Source organism: Acinetobacter terrestris (assembly GCF_004331155.1).
In the GTDB taxonomy this organism is placed as follows: Bacteria; Pseudomonadota; Gammaproteobacteria; order Pseudomonadales; family Moraxellaceae; genus Acinetobacter; species Acinetobacter terrestris.
Window position 1 is genome coordinate 65,738 of record NZ_SJNZ01000005.1, and the last position, 18,802, is coordinate 84,539.

23 protein-coding genes are annotated in these 18,802 nt (G+C 41.0%); 9 read left to right on the forward strand and 14 right to left on the reverse strand.

The genetic code is table 11. From position 1 onward, the window contains the following. Positions 1-134: 134 nt before the first annotated feature. On the reverse strand, positions 135-938 hold the full coding sequence (rutD, locus tag E0H81_RS04375) for a pyrimidine utilization protein D (protein ID WP_131316823.1): 804 nt from the start codon (positions 936-938) through the stop codon (positions 135-137). A gap of 459 nt (positions 939-1,397) precedes the next feature. Between rutD and E0H81_RS04380 the strand changes: the two genes are divergently transcribed. Further along, on the forward strand, positions 1,398-1,994 hold the full coding sequence (locus tag E0H81_RS04380; RefSeq protein ID WP_131316825.1) for a hypothetical protein: 597 nt from the start codon (positions 1,398-1,400) through the stop codon (positions 1,992-1,994). Between the two features lie 49 nt (positions 1,995-2,043). Here the strand turns inward: E0H81_RS04380 and lysM are convergent, their stop codons facing one another. The 6 genes from lysM to E0H81_RS04410 form a co-directional block, all read right to left on the reverse strand. After that, positions 2,044-2,526, reverse strand: coding sequence for a peptidoglycan-binding protein LysM (gene lysM, locus E0H81_RS04385; protein ID WP_131316827.1), 483 nt, complete (start codon positions 2,524-2,526; stop codon positions 2,044-2,046). A 203-nt stretch (positions 2,527-2,729) separates the two neighbouring features. Further along, positions 2,730-2,966: an acyl carrier protein gene (gene acpP, locus E0H81_RS04390; protein WP_004651013.1), complete on the reverse strand. Its 237-nt coding sequence runs from the start codon at positions 2,964-2,966 to the stop codon at positions 2,730-2,732. 86 nt (positions 2,967-3,052) lie between these two features. After that, complete coding sequence (gene fabG / locus E0H81_RS04395) at positions 3,053-3,787, reverse strand: 3-oxoacyl-ACP reductase FabG (RefSeq protein WP_131268711.1); 735 nt, start codon at positions 3,785-3,787, stop codon at positions 3,053-3,055. Then, a complete protein-coding gene (gene fabD, locus E0H81_RS04400; protein WP_131316829.1) occupies positions 3,784-4,770 on the reverse strand; it encodes an ACP S-malonyltransferase in 987 nt (328 codons plus the stop codon). Before fabD ends, fabG begins: the two co-directional genes overlap by 4 nt. Positions 4,771-4,928: 158 nt before the next feature. Further along, the gene (gene rpmF / locus E0H81_RS04405; RefSeq protein WP_131316831.1) at positions 4,929-5,114 is read right to left on the reverse strand and encodes a 50S ribosomal protein L32; all 186 of its coding nucleotides are present in this window, start codon (positions 5,112-5,114) and stop codon (positions 4,929-4,931) included. A 77-nt stretch (positions 5,115-5,191) separates the two neighbouring features. Continuing rightward, positions 5,192-5,749: a YceD family protein gene (locus tag E0H81_RS04410; RefSeq protein ID WP_131316833.1), complete on the reverse strand. Its 558-nt coding sequence runs from the start codon at positions 5,747-5,749 to the stop codon at positions 5,192-5,194. A 97-nt stretch (positions 5,750-5,846) separates the two neighbouring features. Here E0H81_RS04410 and E0H81_RS04415 point away from each other — a divergent pair, with 97 nt between their 5' ends. The 3 genes from E0H81_RS04415 to E0H81_RS04425 all read left to right on the forward strand — a co-directional run bounded on the left by E0H81_RS04415 (position 5,847) and on the right by E0H81_RS04425 (position 7,543). Next, entirely contained in the window at positions 5,847-6,509 is a 663-nt protein-coding gene (locus E0H81_RS04415) for an elongation factor P hydroxylase (protein ID WP_131316835.1), read from the forward strand. A gap of 84 nt (positions 6,510-6,593) precedes the next feature. After that, complete coding sequence (locus E0H81_RS04420) at positions 6,594-7,211, forward strand: L-threonylcarbamoyladenylate synthase (RefSeq protein ID WP_131316837.1); 618 nt, start codon at positions 6,594-6,596, stop codon at positions 7,209-7,211. Positions 7,212-7,267: 56 nt separating this feature from the next. Continuing rightward, positions 7,268-7,543, forward strand: coding sequence for a hypothetical protein (locus E0H81_RS04425; protein ID WP_131316839.1), 276 nt, complete (start codon positions 7,268-7,270; stop codon positions 7,541-7,543). 28 nt (positions 7,544-7,571) lie between these two features. On the opposite strand, the gene E0H81_RS04430 is transcribed toward E0H81_RS04425, so the two are convergent. Further along, the gene (locus E0H81_RS04430) at positions 7,572-8,297 is read right to left on the reverse strand and encodes a GNAT family N-acetyltransferase (RefSeq protein ID WP_131316841.1); all 726 of its coding nucleotides are present in this window, start codon (positions 8,295-8,297) and stop codon (positions 7,572-7,574) included. A 281-nt stretch (positions 8,298-8,578) separates the two neighbouring features. Between E0H81_RS04430 and E0H81_RS04435 the strand changes: the two genes are divergently transcribed. Genes E0H81_RS04435 through rluB form a run of 3 tightly spaced genes read left to right on the forward strand, consistent with a single transcriptional unit; the run spans position 8,579 to position 11,144 of the window. Next, positions 8,579-9,373 carry a segregation and condensation protein A gene (locus E0H81_RS04435; protein ID WP_131316843.1) on the forward strand — a complete coding sequence of 265 codons (795 nt, stop codon included), beginning with the start codon at positions 8,579-8,581 and terminating at the stop codon, positions 9,371-9,373. After that, the gene (gene scpB, locus E0H81_RS04440) at positions 9,370-9,960 is read left to right on the forward strand and encodes an SMC-Scp complex subunit ScpB (RefSeq protein ID WP_131316845.1); all 591 of its coding nucleotides are present in this window, start codon (positions 9,370-9,372) and stop codon (positions 9,958-9,960) included. Before E0H81_RS04435 ends, scpB begins: the two co-directional genes overlap by 4 nt. A 41-nt stretch (positions 9,961-10,001) precedes the next feature. Next, positions 10,002-11,144 carry a 23S rRNA pseudouridine(2605) synthase RluB gene (rluB, locus tag E0H81_RS04445; protein WP_131316847.1) on the forward strand — a complete coding sequence of 381 codons (1,143 nt, stop codon included), beginning with the start codon at positions 10,002-10,004 and terminating at the stop codon, positions 11,142-11,144. A gap of 78 nt (positions 11,145-11,222) precedes the next feature. On the opposite strand, the gene bioD is transcribed toward rluB, so the two are convergent. The 5 genes from bioD to E0H81_RS04470 all read right to left on the reverse strand — a co-directional run bounded on the left by bioD (position 11,223) and on the right by E0H81_RS04470 (position 15,904). Continuing rightward, complete coding sequence (gene bioD / locus E0H81_RS04450) at positions 11,223-11,864, reverse strand: dethiobiotin synthase (RefSeq protein WP_131316849.1); 642 nt, start codon at positions 11,862-11,864, stop codon at positions 11,223-11,225. Further along, positions 11,861-12,634 (reverse strand): malonyl-ACP O-methyltransferase BioC, encoded by a 774-nt coding sequence (gene bioC, locus E0H81_RS04455; protein WP_131316851.1) that lies wholly within the window; start codon positions 12,632-12,634, stop codon positions 11,861-11,863. The genes bioD and bioC overlap by 4 nt, the downstream gene beginning before the upstream one ends. Before the next feature lie 6 nt (positions 12,635-12,640). Continuing rightward, positions 12,641-13,798, reverse strand: a complete 1,158-nt coding sequence (locus E0H81_RS04460; protein ID WP_131316853.1) for an 8-amino-7-oxononanoate synthase — start codon at positions 13,796-13,798, stop codon at positions 12,641-12,643. Further along, positions 13,795-15,090 carry an adenosylmethionine--8-amino-7-oxononanoate transaminase gene (gene bioA / locus E0H81_RS04465; protein WP_131316855.1) on the reverse strand — a complete coding sequence of 432 codons (1,296 nt, stop codon included), beginning with the start codon at positions 15,088-15,090 and terminating at the stop codon, positions 13,795-13,797. Before bioA ends, E0H81_RS04460 begins: the two co-directional genes overlap by 4 nt. An 85-nt stretch (positions 15,091-15,175) precedes the next feature. Beyond that, entirely contained in the window at positions 15,176-15,904 is a 729-nt protein-coding gene (locus tag E0H81_RS04470) for an alpha/beta hydrolase family protein (protein WP_131316857.1), read from the reverse strand. A gap of 154 nt (positions 15,905-16,058) precedes the next feature. Between E0H81_RS04470 and E0H81_RS04475 the strand changes: the two genes are divergently transcribed. Beyond that, the gene (locus E0H81_RS04475) at positions 16,059-16,643 is read left to right on the forward strand and encodes a peroxiredoxin (protein WP_171458570.1); all 585 of its coding nucleotides are present in this window, start codon (positions 16,059-16,061) and stop codon (positions 16,641-16,643) included. Between the two features lie 125 nt (positions 16,644-16,768). Here E0H81_RS04475 and ftn read toward each other — a convergent pair whose 3' ends face one another. Beyond that, positions 16,769-17,233 (reverse strand): heteropolymeric bacterioferritin subunit Ftn, encoded by a 465-nt coding sequence (ftn, locus tag E0H81_RS04480; RefSeq protein ID WP_131268826.1) that lies wholly within the window; start codon positions 17,231-17,233, stop codon positions 16,769-16,771. A gap of 473 nt (positions 17,234-17,706) precedes the next feature. Between ftn and E0H81_RS04485 the strand changes: the two genes are divergently transcribed. Further along, positions 17,707-18,774, forward strand: a complete 1,068-nt coding sequence (locus E0H81_RS04485; protein ID WP_131316859.1) for an SDR family oxidoreductase — start codon at positions 17,707-17,709, stop codon at positions 18,772-18,774. Positions 18,775-18,802 lie beyond the last annotated feature (28 nt).

The window sequence follows — 18,802 nt, forward strand, 5'->3', positions numbered from 1 at the left end:
AAAATGCGGCATTGATCGATATCGAATTATTTTTATGAAAAAATGAATTAAAAAACCGTGATCTTAAAATCACGGTTTGATCAATAATTTACGGGTTATGACTATTAATAAGCCTGCTTAATTCGACAGTGAAATCACTTCAAAAAATGATTTTTAAAAAACTGCAGCATGGTTTTATTCAATAATTCAGGCTCTGTGACCGTAGATGCATGTGCACCTGTAGCAAGCACATTCAGTTGCCCATGACCCAGTCTCTGTTGCAGATCACTCGACTTGTGGCCGGGCACTAAAAAATCATCCTGATTGGCAATGAAATGTAATTGGCTATATTGCAAGGCTTGTATGTGCTGCTCATCGATCCTGAATTTCTGTGCAGCCTCAATGCGCTTCAATATATTTGCAGCCGGTGGAAAATCTTCAAGTTGAATATTTTCCAGCGTATTTAAATGCTGGTGATTTTTTGAAATCCATGCCGGTGGATATAAAAATAGCCCCTGCGCCCGTACATAAGCTTCAGAACCTGCTGATTTTAATAAATGAATCCGGGCTTCAAAACATTTTTGGGTATGCGGATCGAGCTCATCCCATGAATTGATACAAGTCAGACTTAATAATGTCGCTTCAGATGACTTTATTAATACCGCCAGTTCTGCTCCAATAAATCCGCCAATGGCATGTCCAATAAAATGAAAATCCTGAATTTTTTCCAGTTTTATAATTTCCAGTAACTGTTTTGCCAGATCGGTAATTGAATACTCATCGGCTAGAAGACCGGAATCTGCATGGCAGCCTTCCTGGTCATAACTCAACACATGAAAATATTGGGTTAATGCCTCAATTTGTGGTTTCCAAAAACTCGCATGACCACCCAAACCTGAAGATAAAATCAGGAACTCGGCTGCTGTATTTTCTGTACATTGATGAATTTGATAGTCCATTTTTTTTACCATTCATTAAAATAAATTTAATAAGAAATAGCAAAAGTTGTGCCTAAATAATCAAATAAATTTAGTTTAAATACCTAATATTAAATCACGCCACAGTGAAATATAGACAACGAAATTCGATATAAAAATAAGAAAGAGGAAAAATTTAAATCAAGAAAGTTACCTAACAGGATTTACTTTCATACTCAAATCTACAACAAAAACAGCTAAACCCAAGTCAACCTAAAAACTTAAAATAGATGAATACAGCAAAGACCAATAAAAGAAAAAATTTAAGAAAATAATTTGTTAAAACAAGCGTTAAAAATCAATATGCAATTTAATTGGAGTCAAGTTTATAACAATTCTAGGTATTTCCTGTCTCTAGGTACGTTCTGTCTCGTAATGGAACAGTCGCGCACTAGAAATAACAGTCACACCCTATCTATATTTTTTTTGAGGTGAGGGTTCATGGACACAGCAACTGAATATCCCCTATTTCAATGTCACTATCTGCCGCGTTATTTCATTGGGCTGATCTTTATCCCTGCCATATTTATTGTTTTAGCTCAGCACTCACTCAATAACTTCAATATGGTTCAAGATATTAGTAGTCTGATTCAGTATTTATTAGCTCAATCCCTGTCAAGTTGGTTAATGGTGTCGCTCATCTTCATGCTGGCTTGCGTTGCCATGAATATGAAACTTGTGGTCACCAGCCAGACCATCTCCATACAAAGTATTGGAATAAAGCTGAGTAGCATGGTGCAGCGTAATACGCTGTGTAAAGCCCAACTCTACTCCTCACATGCCTCAAAGTATCGTCTGCTTAAGCCCCTAATAACAAAAGGATTAAGCCAGCAAGAGTGGAAAAGATGCAGTATCGGCTTTATTTTAAAACCTGAATTTCGCAAGCACTATAAAATGGCACATATTGATCTGAATATGTTGAATAAAGACAACCGGCAAAAACTGATCCAGATTTTGGTGCAACACTATCATTTAAACCCTACGGTTTTTTTAGGCAGAGAACAACTTGCCAGACGGAAACTACAGCACAAATTTTGATAAAATATAAAAAAAAGCGCTCTCCGCGCTTTTTTTTATTCATCCCAGTTTAGGCAGGAATACGAAGTACCTGTCCTGGATAAATGTCATCGGCATTTTTTAACAAAGGACGGTTGGCTTCAAAAATTTTATTATATTGATTGCTATCACCATAATATTCTTTTGAAATTTTAGACAAGGTATCGCCAGATTTAACCGTATAAAATTTGCTTGCGGGTTCAGGCGTTGCAACAGTCATCTGATCATCGACCTTAGCGACATGATCGACATTCCCTACCGCCAATACAATTTTTTCACGGTCTGCTTGGCTTTGTACTTGCCCTTTAATGGTGGCTAGATCAGAAGTCCCGTTATAACTCACAGACAAGCCGGTTACAGGCAAACCCAAAGCTTTGATATGTCCGAGCAGTTTATTTGCGATTTCTTGTGCAGATGGCTCTGCGGGAGTAGTTGAAGCTGCTGGAGTTGCCTGTGGTTCAGCGGGTGCTGTATTTTTCTTACCAATTCCTTTTACAAAATCAAAAAGACCCATTTTATTTCTCCATATTGTTATTTATGCTATTTAAAAAAATAGTGTTCTATTTTTATACCTAAAATTTACCCAAAAGAAAGATTGTCTTTGGTGAACCGAACGTAACGATATGTAATGAAAGCTGTTTAAAACAGTTTTCATTTTGCAATAAAAAAGCCACCTAAAAGGTGGCTTTTTTATTTTCAGCAAAGCTGAAACAACGATTAACCTAGTTTCTTAGAAACATAGTCAATTGCTGATTGAACAGTTGTGATTTCGTTAGAATCTTCATCAGGGATAGTGATGTCAAAATCATTTTCGAAAGACATAACAAGCTCAACTAAGTCCAAAGAATCAGCACCCAAATCATCCATGAAAGATGCTTCGTTTTTAATCTCTTCAGCTTTAAGACCAAGTTGTTCTGCAACCGCTTGTTTGATACGTAGTTCGATATCGCTCACAGGAATTCTCCTCATTGCTTGTGGCGTTTTTAATGCCGTTAGTTTAATTGAATATCTAAGTTTTTGAAAGTTTATACATCAGCTAATTAGCTCATGTACAAACCGCCATTCACATGTAAAACAGTACCAGTGATGTAACTTGCCTTCTCGCTAGCCAGAAAGCTCACTGCATTCGCGATATCTTGTGGGTCACCTAAACGGTTTAATGCCACTTGATCACTCATTTTCTTACGAATTTCTTCACTTAACTGTTCTGTCATTTCTGTTGCAATAAAACCTGGCGCAACAGCATTCACCGTAATTTGGCGACTACCCATTTCTTTTGCAAGGCTACGGCCAAATGCTTCTATCCCTGCTTTTGCAGCAGAATAGTTGGCTTGTCCCGGATTTGCAAAGTGGGCAACGACAGAACTGATATTAATAATTCGTCCAAAACGTGCTCGGGTCATGCCTTTTAAAACACGCTTAGATAGACGGTATACGGCTTTCAAATGAATATTGAGAATATCGTCCCAGTCATCTTCAGACATACGCAGTAACAAATTATCTTTGGTAATTCCAGCATTGTTGACCAGTGCAAGAACAGGACCATACTTTTGTTCAATATCTGTAACCAAGGCATCAATGGCGGTCGCATCACGCACATCAAGCACTGCACCAGCACCATTTTCAGCGAAGCTTGCAGATAATTTTTCTGCGCCTGCTTCAGACGTTGCGGTACCCACCACAAAATAACCGTCTAAAATTAATTGCTGAGCAATGGCAGCTCCAATCCCTCGGCTCGCACCTGTGACCAATGCGACTTTACGTTCTTGTGTCATGCAATTTTCCCTTCCGCCACCAAAATGGCATTTAATGCATCCTCAAGACGACTCTTGCTGTCCAGTGGAAATGCTTTTTCGATATTTGGTAAACGCTTCGCAAGATTGGCAAGGACATTGCCCGGACCACATTCAACCATATATTGCACCCCTTGGTCTTGCAGGTATTGCATGGTCTTGGTCCATTGCACAGATTGATACAATTGTGCAGTCAATGCCTGACGTACGCCTGCCACATCCGTTGCGATTTCCGCGTTGACATTTTGTATTACAGGAAAGCCAGGCAGCTCAATGGCAGTTTGTTCCAAAGCTGCTGCAAACTTTTCAGCCGCAGGTTTCATCAGTGAACAATGTGACGGAACAGAGACCGGTAATGCAATCGCTTTACCTGACTGTTCTTTGGCCGCAGCCATCACCGCTTCTACAGGTGCTTTATCACCAGCAATGACTACTTGACCTTGAGCATTATAATTTGCAGCTTCAACCGAACCCAAACCTTGTGCATTTACCTGCTCGCAAAGTTGAATTACTTTAGCGTCATCTAGACCTAAAATAGCAGCCATTGCGCCCTGCCCTTGAGGAACAGCATCCTGCATGAGTTTGCCACGCAAATTCACAAGTTTTACTGCATCGCCAAGGCTCATTGCCCCTGCAGCAACCAGTGCGCTGTACTCACCCAGTGAGTGACCTGCAAGATATTTTGGTGCAACACCACCCAATTCCAACCACACGCGCCATAAGGCGATACTTGCAGTCAGCAATACAGGTTGTGTAAATTCTGTTTGGTTTAAGCCTTCACCACTTTGAGCAATGTGCCATAAATCAAAACCAATCGCTTCTGAAGCTTCAGCAAAAGTGTCGGTCACACCACTAAACTGTTCTGCAAGTTCAGCCAACATGCCAACTTTTTGTGAACCTTGACCAGGAAAAACAAATGCAGTTTTTGTCGCTTGAGCGGCTTGATCGAGTCTTTTAGCAGACATATAAAAATCCTTTCATGAGTCTAAGCTCGTTTACGAAGCGAAATTTAACACTTAATTTTTGTTTTGGTAATTGCCAAATACAACAAAAAACGGCAACAAAAAAAGGGAGCTTTCGCTCCCATTTTTTCTACTAAGCTTGACGCTTAATACATCACCAATTATTCAGCAGCAGCTGCTTTAGCGAATAATTGACGACCACGGTAGATACCATCTTTAGTCACGTGGTGACGACGGTGAGTTTCACCAGATGTTTGGTCTACAGTTAATGCATTCTCGGTTAAAGCGTCATGTGAACGGCGCATGTCACGGCGAGAGCGACTTTTACGGTTTTGCTGAACGGCCATGATGGCTCCTTACAAAGATCGAAAAAATGGATCAGAACAAATTCAGTTGTCTTATACTTTACAGTATAACACAAAAATTAGTTAAGTTTACCCTTCAAACCTGCCAAAACATCAAACGGATTATCCCGTTTTTCTTCGGCAATGTCTTCATCGGCGGGTTGATGCTTATGTACACAAACATCATGCTTGGGAGACAATGGCATCAACAATAACAATTCATCTTCTATCAGCGCGAGTAAATCAGCCGACGCAGGCGCATCAATGCTACCTTTTGTCGTTGCTTCACCTTCGCCTAAGACGATGAAATCAGCATCCTCATCCAAGCGCTCTATCAGTGATTCATCATCCACAAGCGCTAAATGAAAGTCTGAAACGAGAGGAATTTCAACGGACTGCAGACAACGCTGACATTCCATTGGGACTTTCGTTTCAACATGACCATCTAACCATACGATACGATGATACGCATCCATTGATAGCTTACAGTCTATGTTAATCAATTGATGATCAATTGATCCAACAGCTTCACGGGAAATGCGAACAAAGCGAGACAATGGCAGGGTACCTGACCATGTAAAGCCTTGCTCAGCCCATTTAAACGGCTCAATCTGTGCCGGAAAGGTATTTGCTGACATAATTAAGGCGGCAATTCTACAAATTCATGGGTACTCTGTCAAAGATTAAGATACAATTTTGTACTTATTTAGACAGATCATTTGGGTAATACAAGTCATGCATCAGTTGCAGCCGCAACCTGAAGTCACCACTTCATTACGGTTAACCACTCATTCAACCTCAAGTCCTGCAGTTTTTTTAGACCATGTGCAACTCTCACCTTGGGCTAATTTGCAAACAGAAGTTCAACCAGTAGATTGGCTTATATTACACTTTAATCACTGGTTTTCCCACTTAAATGTGATGCTTGTTCGTGGTGATTTTGAACCTGAATATTTTCCAGCGACTAAAGACCTCCCTGCCCGAATTCAGTTCGCACACGGTTTCTTTAATAGTGCATTGCATGAAATCAGCCATTGGAGCATTGCTGGCGACAAAAGACGCTTATTGGCAGATTTAGGTTACTGGTATGCACCTGATGGCCGAACTGCCGAGCAACAGGCATTATTTGAACAGGTGGAAATTAAACCGCAAGCCATTGAATGGTTGTTTTCTCAAGCTTTCGGCAGAAAATTCCGGGTATCCTTGGATAATTTAACCGGCGATAGCGGTGATGGCGCGACATTTAAAGACAATGTTTATGCTCAAGTTCAGCGATATTTTAATGGAGAAGCCAAACTTCCGCGTGATGCTGCGCACTTGATTCAGTGTATCTGTAGCTGCACAAGAAGTGGCAAAACATTACAAAGTGATGAGTTTCGACGTGAAATGTTAGGCTGAATTACATAAAATCATCAAAGCCTGATTGCAAGACTTTGTAAATTCAACAGATAATGTCTAAAAATAAGTCGGGAGAGAATAAATATGCTTCATTTAAGAGTACATCCTGATAACCCTCAACCGCGTTTGATCACGCAGGCGGTAGAACGTATTCGTGCAGGCGATGTGGTGGTTTACCCGACCGATGCTGCTTATGCAATTGGTTGCCAGATTGGGAATAAAAATGCCATGGAACGGATTGCCCAGATTCGTGGCTTGGGACCGAAACATCAATATGCGATTCTGTGTTGTGACTTATCCGACATTGCCACTTATGCCAAAGTAGACAACGCCATGTACCGGTTGCTGAAAAGTAACACTCCCGCTGTGACCACCTTTATATTACCTGCGACCAGCGAAGTGCCTAAACGCCTGATGCACCCGAAAAAGAAAACCATTGGACTTCGTATTCCGAGTAACCCGATTTGCCGGATGTTACTGAAGGAATTGGGTGAACCGCTTTTAACCAGTACCCTGATTCTTCCCGACCATACAGATCCTTTAGATGATCCTTATGATATTGAAATGGAATTGGGCAAACGTATTGATGTATTTGTTGATGGAGGTTTAGGTATTTTAAACACCACCAGTATTGTTGATTTATCCGGTGATCATCCCGAAGTGATCCGTCGAGGTGTTGGAGATGTAAGCGCTTTCGAATAAGCGCTTATTTTTTGGAATGAATTAAAAAATAAAGATAGAAATTGGAGATGAATTAAATGGACTTATTTCATGTCTTGGTCAATATTCAGCAATTCTCTGAACACGATAGCATTTATGTCGAGCGTCCTTGGACATTAGAATCCGAGGCTCAAGTTCTTTCCAGTTCGGAGGATGCAAAAATTATCAGTATCGAAAATAAGGTATTCGAATACTTTCTGGACATCTCCATTGTCGATGAATTATTGGCACAGTGTACGAATCAAAATTTATGCATCCGCGATACATCGCAACGTATTGTTGAATTTGCAATAAATACGGGACAACTGAAATAAGCCAAATGCTTATTTAGATAAACCGACTTTATATAAATCCATAAGGTCTTTTAATTTCTTGATCTGCTGCCCCCTCAATATCAAAATTATCCGCTTTTAGCCAAGCCAGATAGGCCTTTTCTAATTCCGGCCATTCTTCATCCAGAATTGAAAACCAAGCAGTATTACGGTTTTGGCCTTTGGCGATACGATGTTGACGAAAGGTTCCTTCATACTGAAAGCCAAAACGTAATGCTGCACGTTTTGAGGGATGATTCAATTCATCACATTTCCATTCCACCCGACGAAAGCTTTGCTCAAAACATGTTTTTAATAATAGATAAATCACTTCAGTCGAGGCGGTAGACTGTTTCATCTGATGCGAAAAATAGACGTTGCCAATTTCTATGACCTGATCCGCAGGACATTGATTAATTAAGCCCACCCATCCCACCATAGCGTGGTTCACTTCAATTAAATAATGGGTTGCTCCATTAAAACCAAAATGATTCTTTAAAGCGCTTCGTAATTCATCTTCGGTTTCAAAAGCCGGATAAGGTAAATAGGTCCAGCAACTGCGATCCACTTCGGTTTTTACACATTGCCAAATTTGCTTAAAATGCTCTTCACTGGGTGTGGTTACAGACAAATCATGGAGTGTCGCACTGTGTCCATATAAATTTTCTGCCAAAAGATGCACAGCTAAAGGATTGGGTACTGGCGTCCCAATCATTTGACCATATTCATTTTCTTGTTTTTTTTGATAATTTTTCATCGCTGATCACACTGCATTTTCTTGATTTTATTTTGCTTAAAGAATTTCTTTACTGCCAGTAAAATATATATCGAACAATGACATCAAGAGTATTGTTTTTACTTAAATCAAAATTCCCTATTTATTTTAGGTTTTTTTGCCATTTGTTAGCTTTTGTAATTTATTTGAACTCCATTTTCCTTTAGACTACGCAGATTAATTATGTGCTTTTTTCTTTCGATGCGAGATCGAAGCAAAAGCCTCCTGCATGCCTTTGAAAATTCGCGTGGCCTATAACTGTAATGAATCAACCGATCCATAATCCTATGGAGCAAGCTTCACCCATCCGAGTCATGGATGAGTGGCAAGAATCAATTCCAGAGGATTTGTATATTCCTCCTGCTGCATTCGAAATTCTTTTAGAGCATTTCGAAGGACCACTCGACTTTCTGATTTACCTGATTCAAAAAAGCGGTTTCGACTTATTACAACTTGATATTGCCCCAATTGCAGCCCAGTATTTATCCTATATGGATGCAATGAAGTCTCTCAATATTGAATTAACGGCAGATTATATGGTGATGGCGGCGTTATTGGCCGATCTTAAATCACGGCTTTTGCTACCAAAAACAAATTCATTCATTGTGATTGAGAAAGATCCAAAACAACAACTGATTGACCGTCTGGAAACCTATTTGCGGGTGAAACAGGCGGCTGAACGTTTGGGCCAGATGCCCGTTTTAGAACGCGACACCTTCCCGACCAATGTAAGCCTCGGTCAGATTGCACAAAACAACGAAGGCTACGATATTGGTCTGTTACGCGATGCCTTATTTTGCGTGTTTAACCGACCAGAACCGGTGATCCATCAAATTCAGCAAGAACCGGTACTGCTTGAAGAGCGCATTGCCTTTATTGAAAGCCGCTTACAGTCAGGTGAAATCCTGCATTTCGAAGCCTTGCTGAAACCGAGTCAAGGGCGTATGGGCATGGTGGTCACCTTTATGGCCATTTTAGAACTCACACGCCAGCAAAAAGTGAATATTATTGCAACAGGTATTGAAGCGCCACTTGCGATTCAAGGAGTACCAGCATGATTGATAATCAAGCCACAGCTCTGTCTGTTCTAGATAACCAACATGAAGTTTTGATGCAACTGGAAGCGATTATTTTTGCCAGTGAAGCTGCCGTTTCGCTTGCACGTTTAAAAGAAGCGTTCCAAAATCAGTATACTAAACAGGAATTGCGTCAATTCTTGCAACAGCTTGCTATGCTACAACATGGCAGATCAATCGAACTGGTGGAAACAGCACAAGGTTTCCGTTTTCAGGTTCGTGCTAAATATCGCAATATCATTACCCAGGTTTGGCCAGAGCGACCAACTCGCTTATCGCCAACCCTGCTCGAAACCATTGCTGTGATTGCTTACCATCAACCAGTAACCCGAGCAGATATTGAACAGATTCGTGGGGTTTCTAACAATAGTCAAATACTAAGATCTTTGTTTGACTGGAATTGGATTAAAGAGTCCGGATTCAGAGAACTCCCTGGAAGACCCGCGTTGTTAGTTACAACGCCACAATTTTTAAATGCATTTGGCCTGTCGTCTTTAGGTCAATTGCCTCCCCTGCAGGATGCCAAGGAAGCTTTTATGGCCCTCGATGCTCACGCACCGAAGTCATAGATAGGTGAACTGTTGATGATAATTTCTAAGGTTATGCTGTCATGAGTGAAAAATTACAAAAGGTGCTTGCACGCGTTGGTTTGGGTTCTCGCCGTTATATGGAAGAAGTCATTGCCGCTGGTCGTGTAAGTATCAACGGACGTGTTGCCCAAGTGGGTGAACGCATTGAACCAGGTGATGAGCTTCGCATCGATGGTCGTAAAGTTGCATTCCAAATTGAAGACGAAATTCGTCGTCGTGTGATTATTTATTATAAGCCTGAAGGCGAAATTTGCTCACGCAGCGACCCTGAAAACCGTCCAACCGTATTTGAACAATTGCCGTCTATTCCGGGCGATCGTTGGGTGATGGTCGGTCGTCTAGACATCAACTCAACCGGTCTATTGTTGTTCACAAACGATGGTGAATTGGCAAACCGCTTAATGCACCCTTCAAATGAAATTGAACGTGAATATGCTGTGCGTGTGATGGGTGAAGTAACACCACAACTCAAAAAGAACATGACTGAAGGTGTTGTTCTGGATGATGGTCCGGCAAAATTTGAATCATTCTCTGAAATTGGTGGTGAAGGGATTAACCGCTGGTATCAAGTGGTGGTAAAAGAAGGCCGTAACCGCGAAGTTCGTCGTATTTTCGAATCGCAAGGTCTTAAAGTCAGCCGCTTGCTTCGTACCCGTTATGGCACTGTAATTCTACCTCGCGAACTTCGTACGGGTCGTTGGATTGAGCTTGATAAAGGTGATATCGATAACTTGACCAAATCTGTTGAGTTGAAACCACGTCAAGGTACTGGCTTATTCGGCATGGCAAAACGCCGTAACGAACGTATGCAAGAAAAACCAATGGCTGCACGTCGTGGTGGTTATTTACGTCAGCAACGCCGTGATAACGAAGGTGAAGCGCAACCGGAACAGCGTCGTGACCAGCGTCAAGCCAGCCCTGAAAATGGCCGTACTGATAACCGCAGCGACAACCGTTTCAATAGTCGTCCTGTTCGTACAGAAGGCACTAGCGATAACCGTTTTAACACTCGTAATGATCGTTCAGAACCGCGTGGCGATGATCGTGGCAACCGTGCGCCTACTGAGCGTAATGGCAATACCTTTGAAAACCAAAACCGCCCTACAGATAAATTTGCACAACGCAAACCTTTTGGCTTGAACAAAGGCTTTAAGAAATTTTAATTCTTAAATGCCCTTTAAAAGGAAAGCCACTCATTTGAGTGGCTTTTTTTTATTATCTTCCAGAAAAAGAGAAAGCCTTTACAACACCGGAATATCTATCCACTGTGCATTCGGGAAATGTATGGCCAAATACGCTTTTAAATAGTCCGACGTATCTTTAGAAATAAGCGGGTCTTGCGATTCATCATTCAAGTTATAAGCTAATGCATAAAGTTCCAAACCACGACTTTTCAAAGCTTCCAAGCTGAGCAAAGTATGATTAATACTGCCTAAACGGCCTGAACTGACCAAAATCACAGGAAATTTCTTTTCAGCCAGATAATCAATCGTCAGCAATTCAGTGGTTAAAGGCACCATCAAACCGCCTGCACCCTCCAGCAAAACCACCTCATATTTATGAGCCAATTGCTGAGTCGCATCTTCAATTTTCTGGAAATCAATTTCGCGACCATCAATTTTAGTCGCCAAATGTGGCGAGGCGGGGTAAGTAAAAATTTCAGGCATGGTCAGCTTGCTTTCATCTTCGGGAAACCAGCCCATCTGCATCATTTTACGGTGCTGTTCGATATCTTCAGAAATATCGCTATTGCCGGTTTGAATCAGCTTTTGAGTAATGGTTTTCTTGCCCTGCGCATTCCATAATTTTGCCAGATAACCCGTGGTATAGGTCTTGCCAATGCCGGTATCAATACCGCTAATAAAATAAACGGGTGCTGTCATGGCTTGCTCCGTGCAATGCAATAAATAGGATGATAGCTCAGCTGATAATGGCGCTGACCACACTGATCAAGCTCTGAAAATTGCTGATAATCTTGATAAAAATGCTGCAAAGACTGTTTGCTCCAACGATGCTGCGATGCGGTTGCAGTCACGCCTGTAGCTTTTAAATGTTGCAGTACTTGTTTGGGATGTGAAAATGTCAGGGTTTCAATATTCTCTGAAAGATGCAGGATTTCAAAATTCTGCTGCATCAACTTTTCCTGAATAGATTCAATGCTGAGATAATTCAGACCCTGTCCAGTAAGCGCCTTAATTTCTTTTAGATTCTGCTGACCAAAGGTCGAAATACACAAATAGCCTTGCTGTGTTAACACATCAAAACATTTTTTAAAGATGGCATCTAAATCATAGATCCATTGCAAAGCTGAACTGGACGCGATCAGGTCAAGGGATTGAGGGAAATCCAGTTGTTCAATATCGCCAATCAGCCATTGCAGTCTTTTAGAATCAGAAAAATGTTGTTGAACTTCAGGATACAGGTCATTTAAAAACAGCTGTTTGATTTGAAAATTCTGCATCAGCAAATGGCTTAAATTACCTGAGCCACAACCAATTTCAAAAACACGATCCAAACTGTTTTCGGATAAGTGTTCTTGCATCAACCCCATTAAATTCTGGCAAATCTGTTTTTGCACCACCGCATGTTGAGTATAACTTTGCGCTGCTTTTTCAAAGCGCTGCGCGACTTGTGACTTATCAATCTTCACCATGCAGACTCACAACAATCCTACAAGCTGATCGAGATCAGTTTGGCTCACTTGCGTGGTCAGTGAAATACGCAATCTTGAGCTGTGTTTTGGTACCGTCGGCGGACGAACCGGCATGATATAAAAACCAGCCCGCTGTAGCTGCGTGGCTTTATCCACGGTCTTTTGTGACTCTCCGATAATCACCGGCACAATATGCGAGGTTGAAGGACAATCAAAACCTTTGCTCAGAACCGCTTGCTGCAAGGACTGGCTGATATTCTTTAAATGCTGTCGCTGATTTTTTAAAGTTAACACTTTTTGGAAAATAAAATCAGTCCATGCCATACAGATCGGTGGCTGTGCGGTACTGAAAATCAGCGGTCGCATACTATTAATCAGATATTCACGAATGATCGGATGACAAATCAGATAACCACCGACCGATGCCAGTGCCTTACCAAAAGTCCCCACCAGCAAATCAATATCATCAATCACGCCATATTGTTCAGCGCAGCCCAAGCCCTGCTCACCCCGTACTCCAATGGCATGCGCTTCATCGACATACAGCATGACTTTAGTAAATTGCTTTTTAATCCGAACCAGTTCAGCTAAATCGGTCTCATTGCCATCCATGCTAAAAATGGATTCCGTGACCACAATAATGCGATCGAATGTTTCATCTGCATGGTATTGCTGTAAAAGTTGGCTCAGATGTTTCAGGTCATTATGACGATATCGCACATACTTCGCTGTTGATAAACGGATGCCATCAATCATGCTGGCATGTATTAGTTTATCTGCCAGAATTAAGGTTTTACTGTCACTTAAGGCAGGCAGAATCCCGATATTCATGTGATAGCCACTGTTAAATAACAGTGCGGCACGACCCTGAAAAGCCTGACTTAAACTGGATTCCAGTTGTTCATATTCAGGGAAATTCCCCGTCAGCAAACGTGAAGAAGATGAACTCATGATCCGCAGTTCATTTGGGGTTTCATCAAAAAACTGTTCACGAAGTTTAATATCAGATGCCAAACCCAAATAATCATTGGATGAAAGGTTGAGCATCTTCTGGTTGTTAATTTCGATATAACGGCCTTGCTGAACATTGGAAGTAAATTGGCGCAGATTGCCTTGCTGTTTTAATTCATCCAGTTTTGCTGCATAGTCATTCAACAGCTTCATGCTGAAACCTCTTGCATCTGTTCTACCACTTCAACCAGTTGTTGCAACAAGATCTTGAGTTCTTGCTCACTAATCACATAAGGCGGCATCACATAGACCAGTTTTCCAAATGGACGAATCCAGATGCCGCGCTGAACAAACTGTCGTTGCAAGGTTTTCATATCCACATTAAAGCTCAGTTCAACCACGCCAATAGCACCTAGTACCCGCACATCCTGCACATAATCCAGTTGTGACAGCGGTTGTAAATATTGCTCTAACTGTTTTTCAATCCGCTGAATATTCGCTTGCCAATCCTGTGCCAATAAAACTTCGGTGCTTTTCAATGCAACAGCACATGCCAGTGGATTCGCCATAAAGGTTGGGCCATGCATGAATACACCGGCTTCACCTTGGCTAATAATCTCCGCAACATGCCTAGTGGTTAAGGTGGCCGAAAGCGTCATATAGCCTCCAGTTAACCCTTTACCAATACACATAATATCCGGTTCAACCTGTGCATGTTCCCATGCAAACAACTTGCCGGTACGCCCAAAACCGGTGGCAATTTCATCAAAAATCAGCAGCACTTGGTATTTTTCACAGAGCAGTTTGGCTTGGCGTAAATATTCAGGATGATAAAAGCGCATCCCGCCTGCGCCTTGTACGATAGGTTCTAGAATCAAACCGGCAATCGTCTGATGATGATTTTTTAGGACCTGTCCTAATTCAGCAATATCTGCTTGATTCCATTCATTATAAAAACCGACTTGCGGTGCCGGAACAAAGAAACGGTTCGGTAGACTGGAACCAAAAATCTGATGCATGCCCGTAACTGGATCGCAAACGGACATCGCATTCCAGGTATCGCCGTGATAGCCAGAACGCGGGGTCACGAAATTGGTCTTCTGACTTTTTCCCTGCGAAGTCCAAAACTGAACCGCCATCTTTAACGCCACTTCAACAGCGACCGATCCTGAGTCTGCATAAAAAATTTTATCCAGACTGGGCGGTGTTATTTTTAACAGAAGCTTGCCGAGTTCAATCGCAGGATCATGGGTAAATCCACCAAACATGATGTGCGACATCTTTTGTAATTGATCCGTTACTGCCTGGTTCAGCTCAGGATGGTTATAACCATGAATCGCGCACCACCAGGAAGACATGCCGTCAATCAGTTGCCGTCCATCTTCCAGTTCGATGATTGCACCATAGGCCTTTTTGACCTTAAACGTTGGCAAGGGTTTCGTCATGGAAGTATAAGGATGCCAGATATGCTCAAGATCAAATTCCAGATCAGTTAACTCGGTCATCCTTACCTCTAACAGTACATAAAAATCCTAATTTCAGATCTTAAACTGCCAGCAAACAAAAAGGAATTGCGAGATCAGCCATTTCTCAAGATGTTTGTTCTATTTTCTTTAAATACTGACAGATTTTTTCACTTGTTGCTTCTGGATGGAAGACAGGAAATCCATGCGATCCTGAAATCAGGTCAACCTTTAAAAATTTTGCATTTAAATTTTGAAGATTACCTATAACTTTGCAGCTAACTAAGGCATCTTGCTGCGCCAGCAAATGATATTGCTCCCCTCGATAATTTTTTAATATATCTGCAACATTTAATTGCTCAAGCAAATTTAAACCTTGCTTTAACAGCTGAATTTGCTGTGGCTGAATTAAACTTTGCAAAGTGATGAGATCGGTCCTGGTAGTTTCCACACCCTGACACACCATATAGCTAAATTTCTTTAATGTCGCAATTGCATCCTGTTCAAAGGACTGTTTAAACTGCTGAAAAGTTGCTTGAGCCATTGCCGTTTGCCATTCATCATTTGCAACAAAGCAGGGATTCGAAGCAAGCGTGATCAGGATTTTTCTTTGTGCATATTGCTGTTCAATTTGATCCACCAGCAAAGCAGCCAATTGCCCACCTAAAGACCAGCCCATAATGACATCAAACTGTTTAGCCAGCTCAATCTTTTGCTGCAATATCTGCTCATCAAAGGCATTAAAGATATTGATCAATTCGACTTGATGACCTTGTTGTTGCACGGCCTGTTTTAAAGGATTAAGCAGTTGGGTGCCACCGCCCCAGCCAGTAATGAGTAAAATACGTTGCTGCAAGGTTAATCCTTAAATCTATGCTCAGACTGACTGCAGTATATAAAATTTTATTGCTTTTAAACTGCACAAAATCCATCAAAAATAATCTAGGTTTAATGAATATTATTTTGTTAGTATTTGCAGAGATCCTGACAAAAAGAATATGCAGAATATTATGAACGCTTCTAAAATATGCAAATCTAAACTATGCAAAATCACTTTGCTGTGTATAAGTCTAAGCTTAAGTCTGACTCAATTTGCATCTGCTGAAAGTTCCATTTTTTCAAAGTCTGAAACATCTCAAAAACAATGGGTGGGTAAATCCGCACCTGCGTTTAAATTACAGGATCAAAATAGCAAATGGCATTCACTCAGCCAATATAAAGGCAAATGGATCGTTCTGTATTTTTATCCCAAAGACAATTCACCGGGCTGCACCCAAGAAGCCAATCAATTCAAGGCACTGTATCCACAATTTTTAAAAAGTAATGCTGTGGTTCTGGGCGTGAGTCTGGATGATGTCAAATCTCATCAAAAATTTTCAGAAAAGTTAGGTTTACCTTTTCCAATCCTGGCTGACAATAATCATCAGTTGGCAAATCAATTCGGGATTGTCCGTAACTTAGGCATCACCAAAATTGCGAAACGGGAAAGCTTTTTGATTGATCCTAAAGGAACCATTGTTTATCACTACAACAGTGTAAATACCCAATCGCATGCCGCTCAGGTCTTGGCAGACATTCAAAAGTTTTCTAAATAAATCTTCAAATATTTAAAATCCACAAAATATAGCTAGGCTCAAATAATCAACAAAATTCAAATCATAAAAATGCAGATACAAAAAAACCCGACTATTGTCAGGCTTCTTTATTTTTAAATTTAAGCTTACATTTGCGATTGAATATAGTTTTGCAAACCAATTAACTCGATTAAACGAATTTGTTTTTCCAGCCAATAGGTATGATCTTCTTCAGTATCAGACATTTGCTGACGAAGCATATCACGGGTCACGTAATCGCCTTTTTCTTCGCAAAGTTTTACACCTTGCGCCAGTTTTTCACGTACATGATATTCGAGTTTTAAATCTGCTTTTAAACACGTTACAACATCTTCACCTGTTTCGATGTCATCACGGTTCATATTCGGTGTACCTTCGAGGAATAATACACGGCGAATAATCGAATCGGCATGCGCTGCTTCTTCTTGCATTTCATGATCGATCCGTTCGAAAATCTTGGTTAAACCCCAATCTTCGTACATACGAGAATGAATCAAATATTGATCACGAGCAGCCAGTTCGCCACCGATCAACATATTTAGATAGTCTACGACTTCTGGATTGCCACGCATTTCAATTACTCCATACCCTTTTTCTAATATTATGGACAAAAGCGGCCATGAATGCAAAATAAAAATTATGTAAGTTTATGATTTTTATAAAATTAAAATGAGAAACATACGCATTTGCAGTGTATTTAACAAAACTTTCCATATAAAAAATAAGCCTTTGCGTAATTGAAGACATTTTCTCAAGGCTTATTAAAATTGTAAAAGTGTATTTTTAAGATTTGTAACGATTACAAATAGTTCTTATTCCATCAGCGAAATGGTATTAACTTCGTGATAGCGGTCTTAGCCGACAATCGTTCAGCAGCACATGCGTCTTGTTTAAACCCATTCAATAGCTGTCGAGCATTTACCAATCGCACATAAAGCATTTCTATATACACATTATTGCTGAAACAAGCACCAATCCGCCAAAGACAAGTCTGCGCTTTCACTCTAAGATAGATACAAATTTAAAAACAACAATGGTTTAACTTATGACGACTCCACAACATGCTGCGCCCATTCTTGTGACCGGTGCGACAGGCTATATCGCCAGCTGGGTGATTAAAAATTTACTGGAGCAAGGTCATACCGTACATGCCACTGTTCGTGACCTCAACAAAAAGCCAAGCTTTGCACATTTAGATAAAATTGCAGCAGGAACCATAGGCACACTTAAACTTTTTAAAGCCAATCTGCTTGAACCGCATTCATTTGATGAAGCCATGCAAGGCTGTGAAATTGTATTGCATATGGCATCTCCTTTTGTGGTGAATAACTTTAAAGATGCGCTAAAAGACATTATTGAACCGGCTATTTTAGGCACTGAAAATGTGCTGAACAGTGTCAATAAAACCGATTCAGTGAAACGTGTGATTGTGACCTCGAGTATTGCCGCAACTTATGGCGATGCCATTGATATTCAACACACCGCAAAGAATGAGTTTGATGAATCGCACTGGAATACCACCAGTTCAGAAACACATCAACCCTATCCGTATTCCAAGGTGATCGCAGAACGCAAAGCATGGGAAATGCAAAAAGCACAGCAACGTTGGGACCTGGTCTGTATTAACCCGGCGCTGGTGCTCGGTCCATCATTAACTGCAAATACCCAGTCAGGCAGTGTAGAGGTGCTACAACAATTTGCCAATGGCATGACCTTACTTGGTGTGCCGCCAATGTGGAATGGCATTGTCGATGTCCGTGATGTTGCCGAAGCACACGTTCAAGCCGCGTTTAATCCTAAAGCCGAAGGTCGCTATATTATTAGTGGCGGTACTTTAAGCTTACTGGAAATGGGGGAAATTTTACGTCAGAACTTTGGGCCTAAGTTCCCGTTCCCACGTAATAAACTCCCGAAAGCGGCTTTCAAACTGTTTGGCCCTTTGGCCGGTTTTTCCAAATCATTTGTTGAACTGAATATGGGCTATCCCATCTACTTTAATGCCAACAAAAGTCAGCAAGAACTTGGCATGCAGTACCGCAACATCGAAACCAGTTTAATTGAGCATTTCCAGCAGTTACTGGATGACGGTGTGGTGAAAAAATACATTCCTTAATGCCTAAAAAAACCACATGCATTTGGCA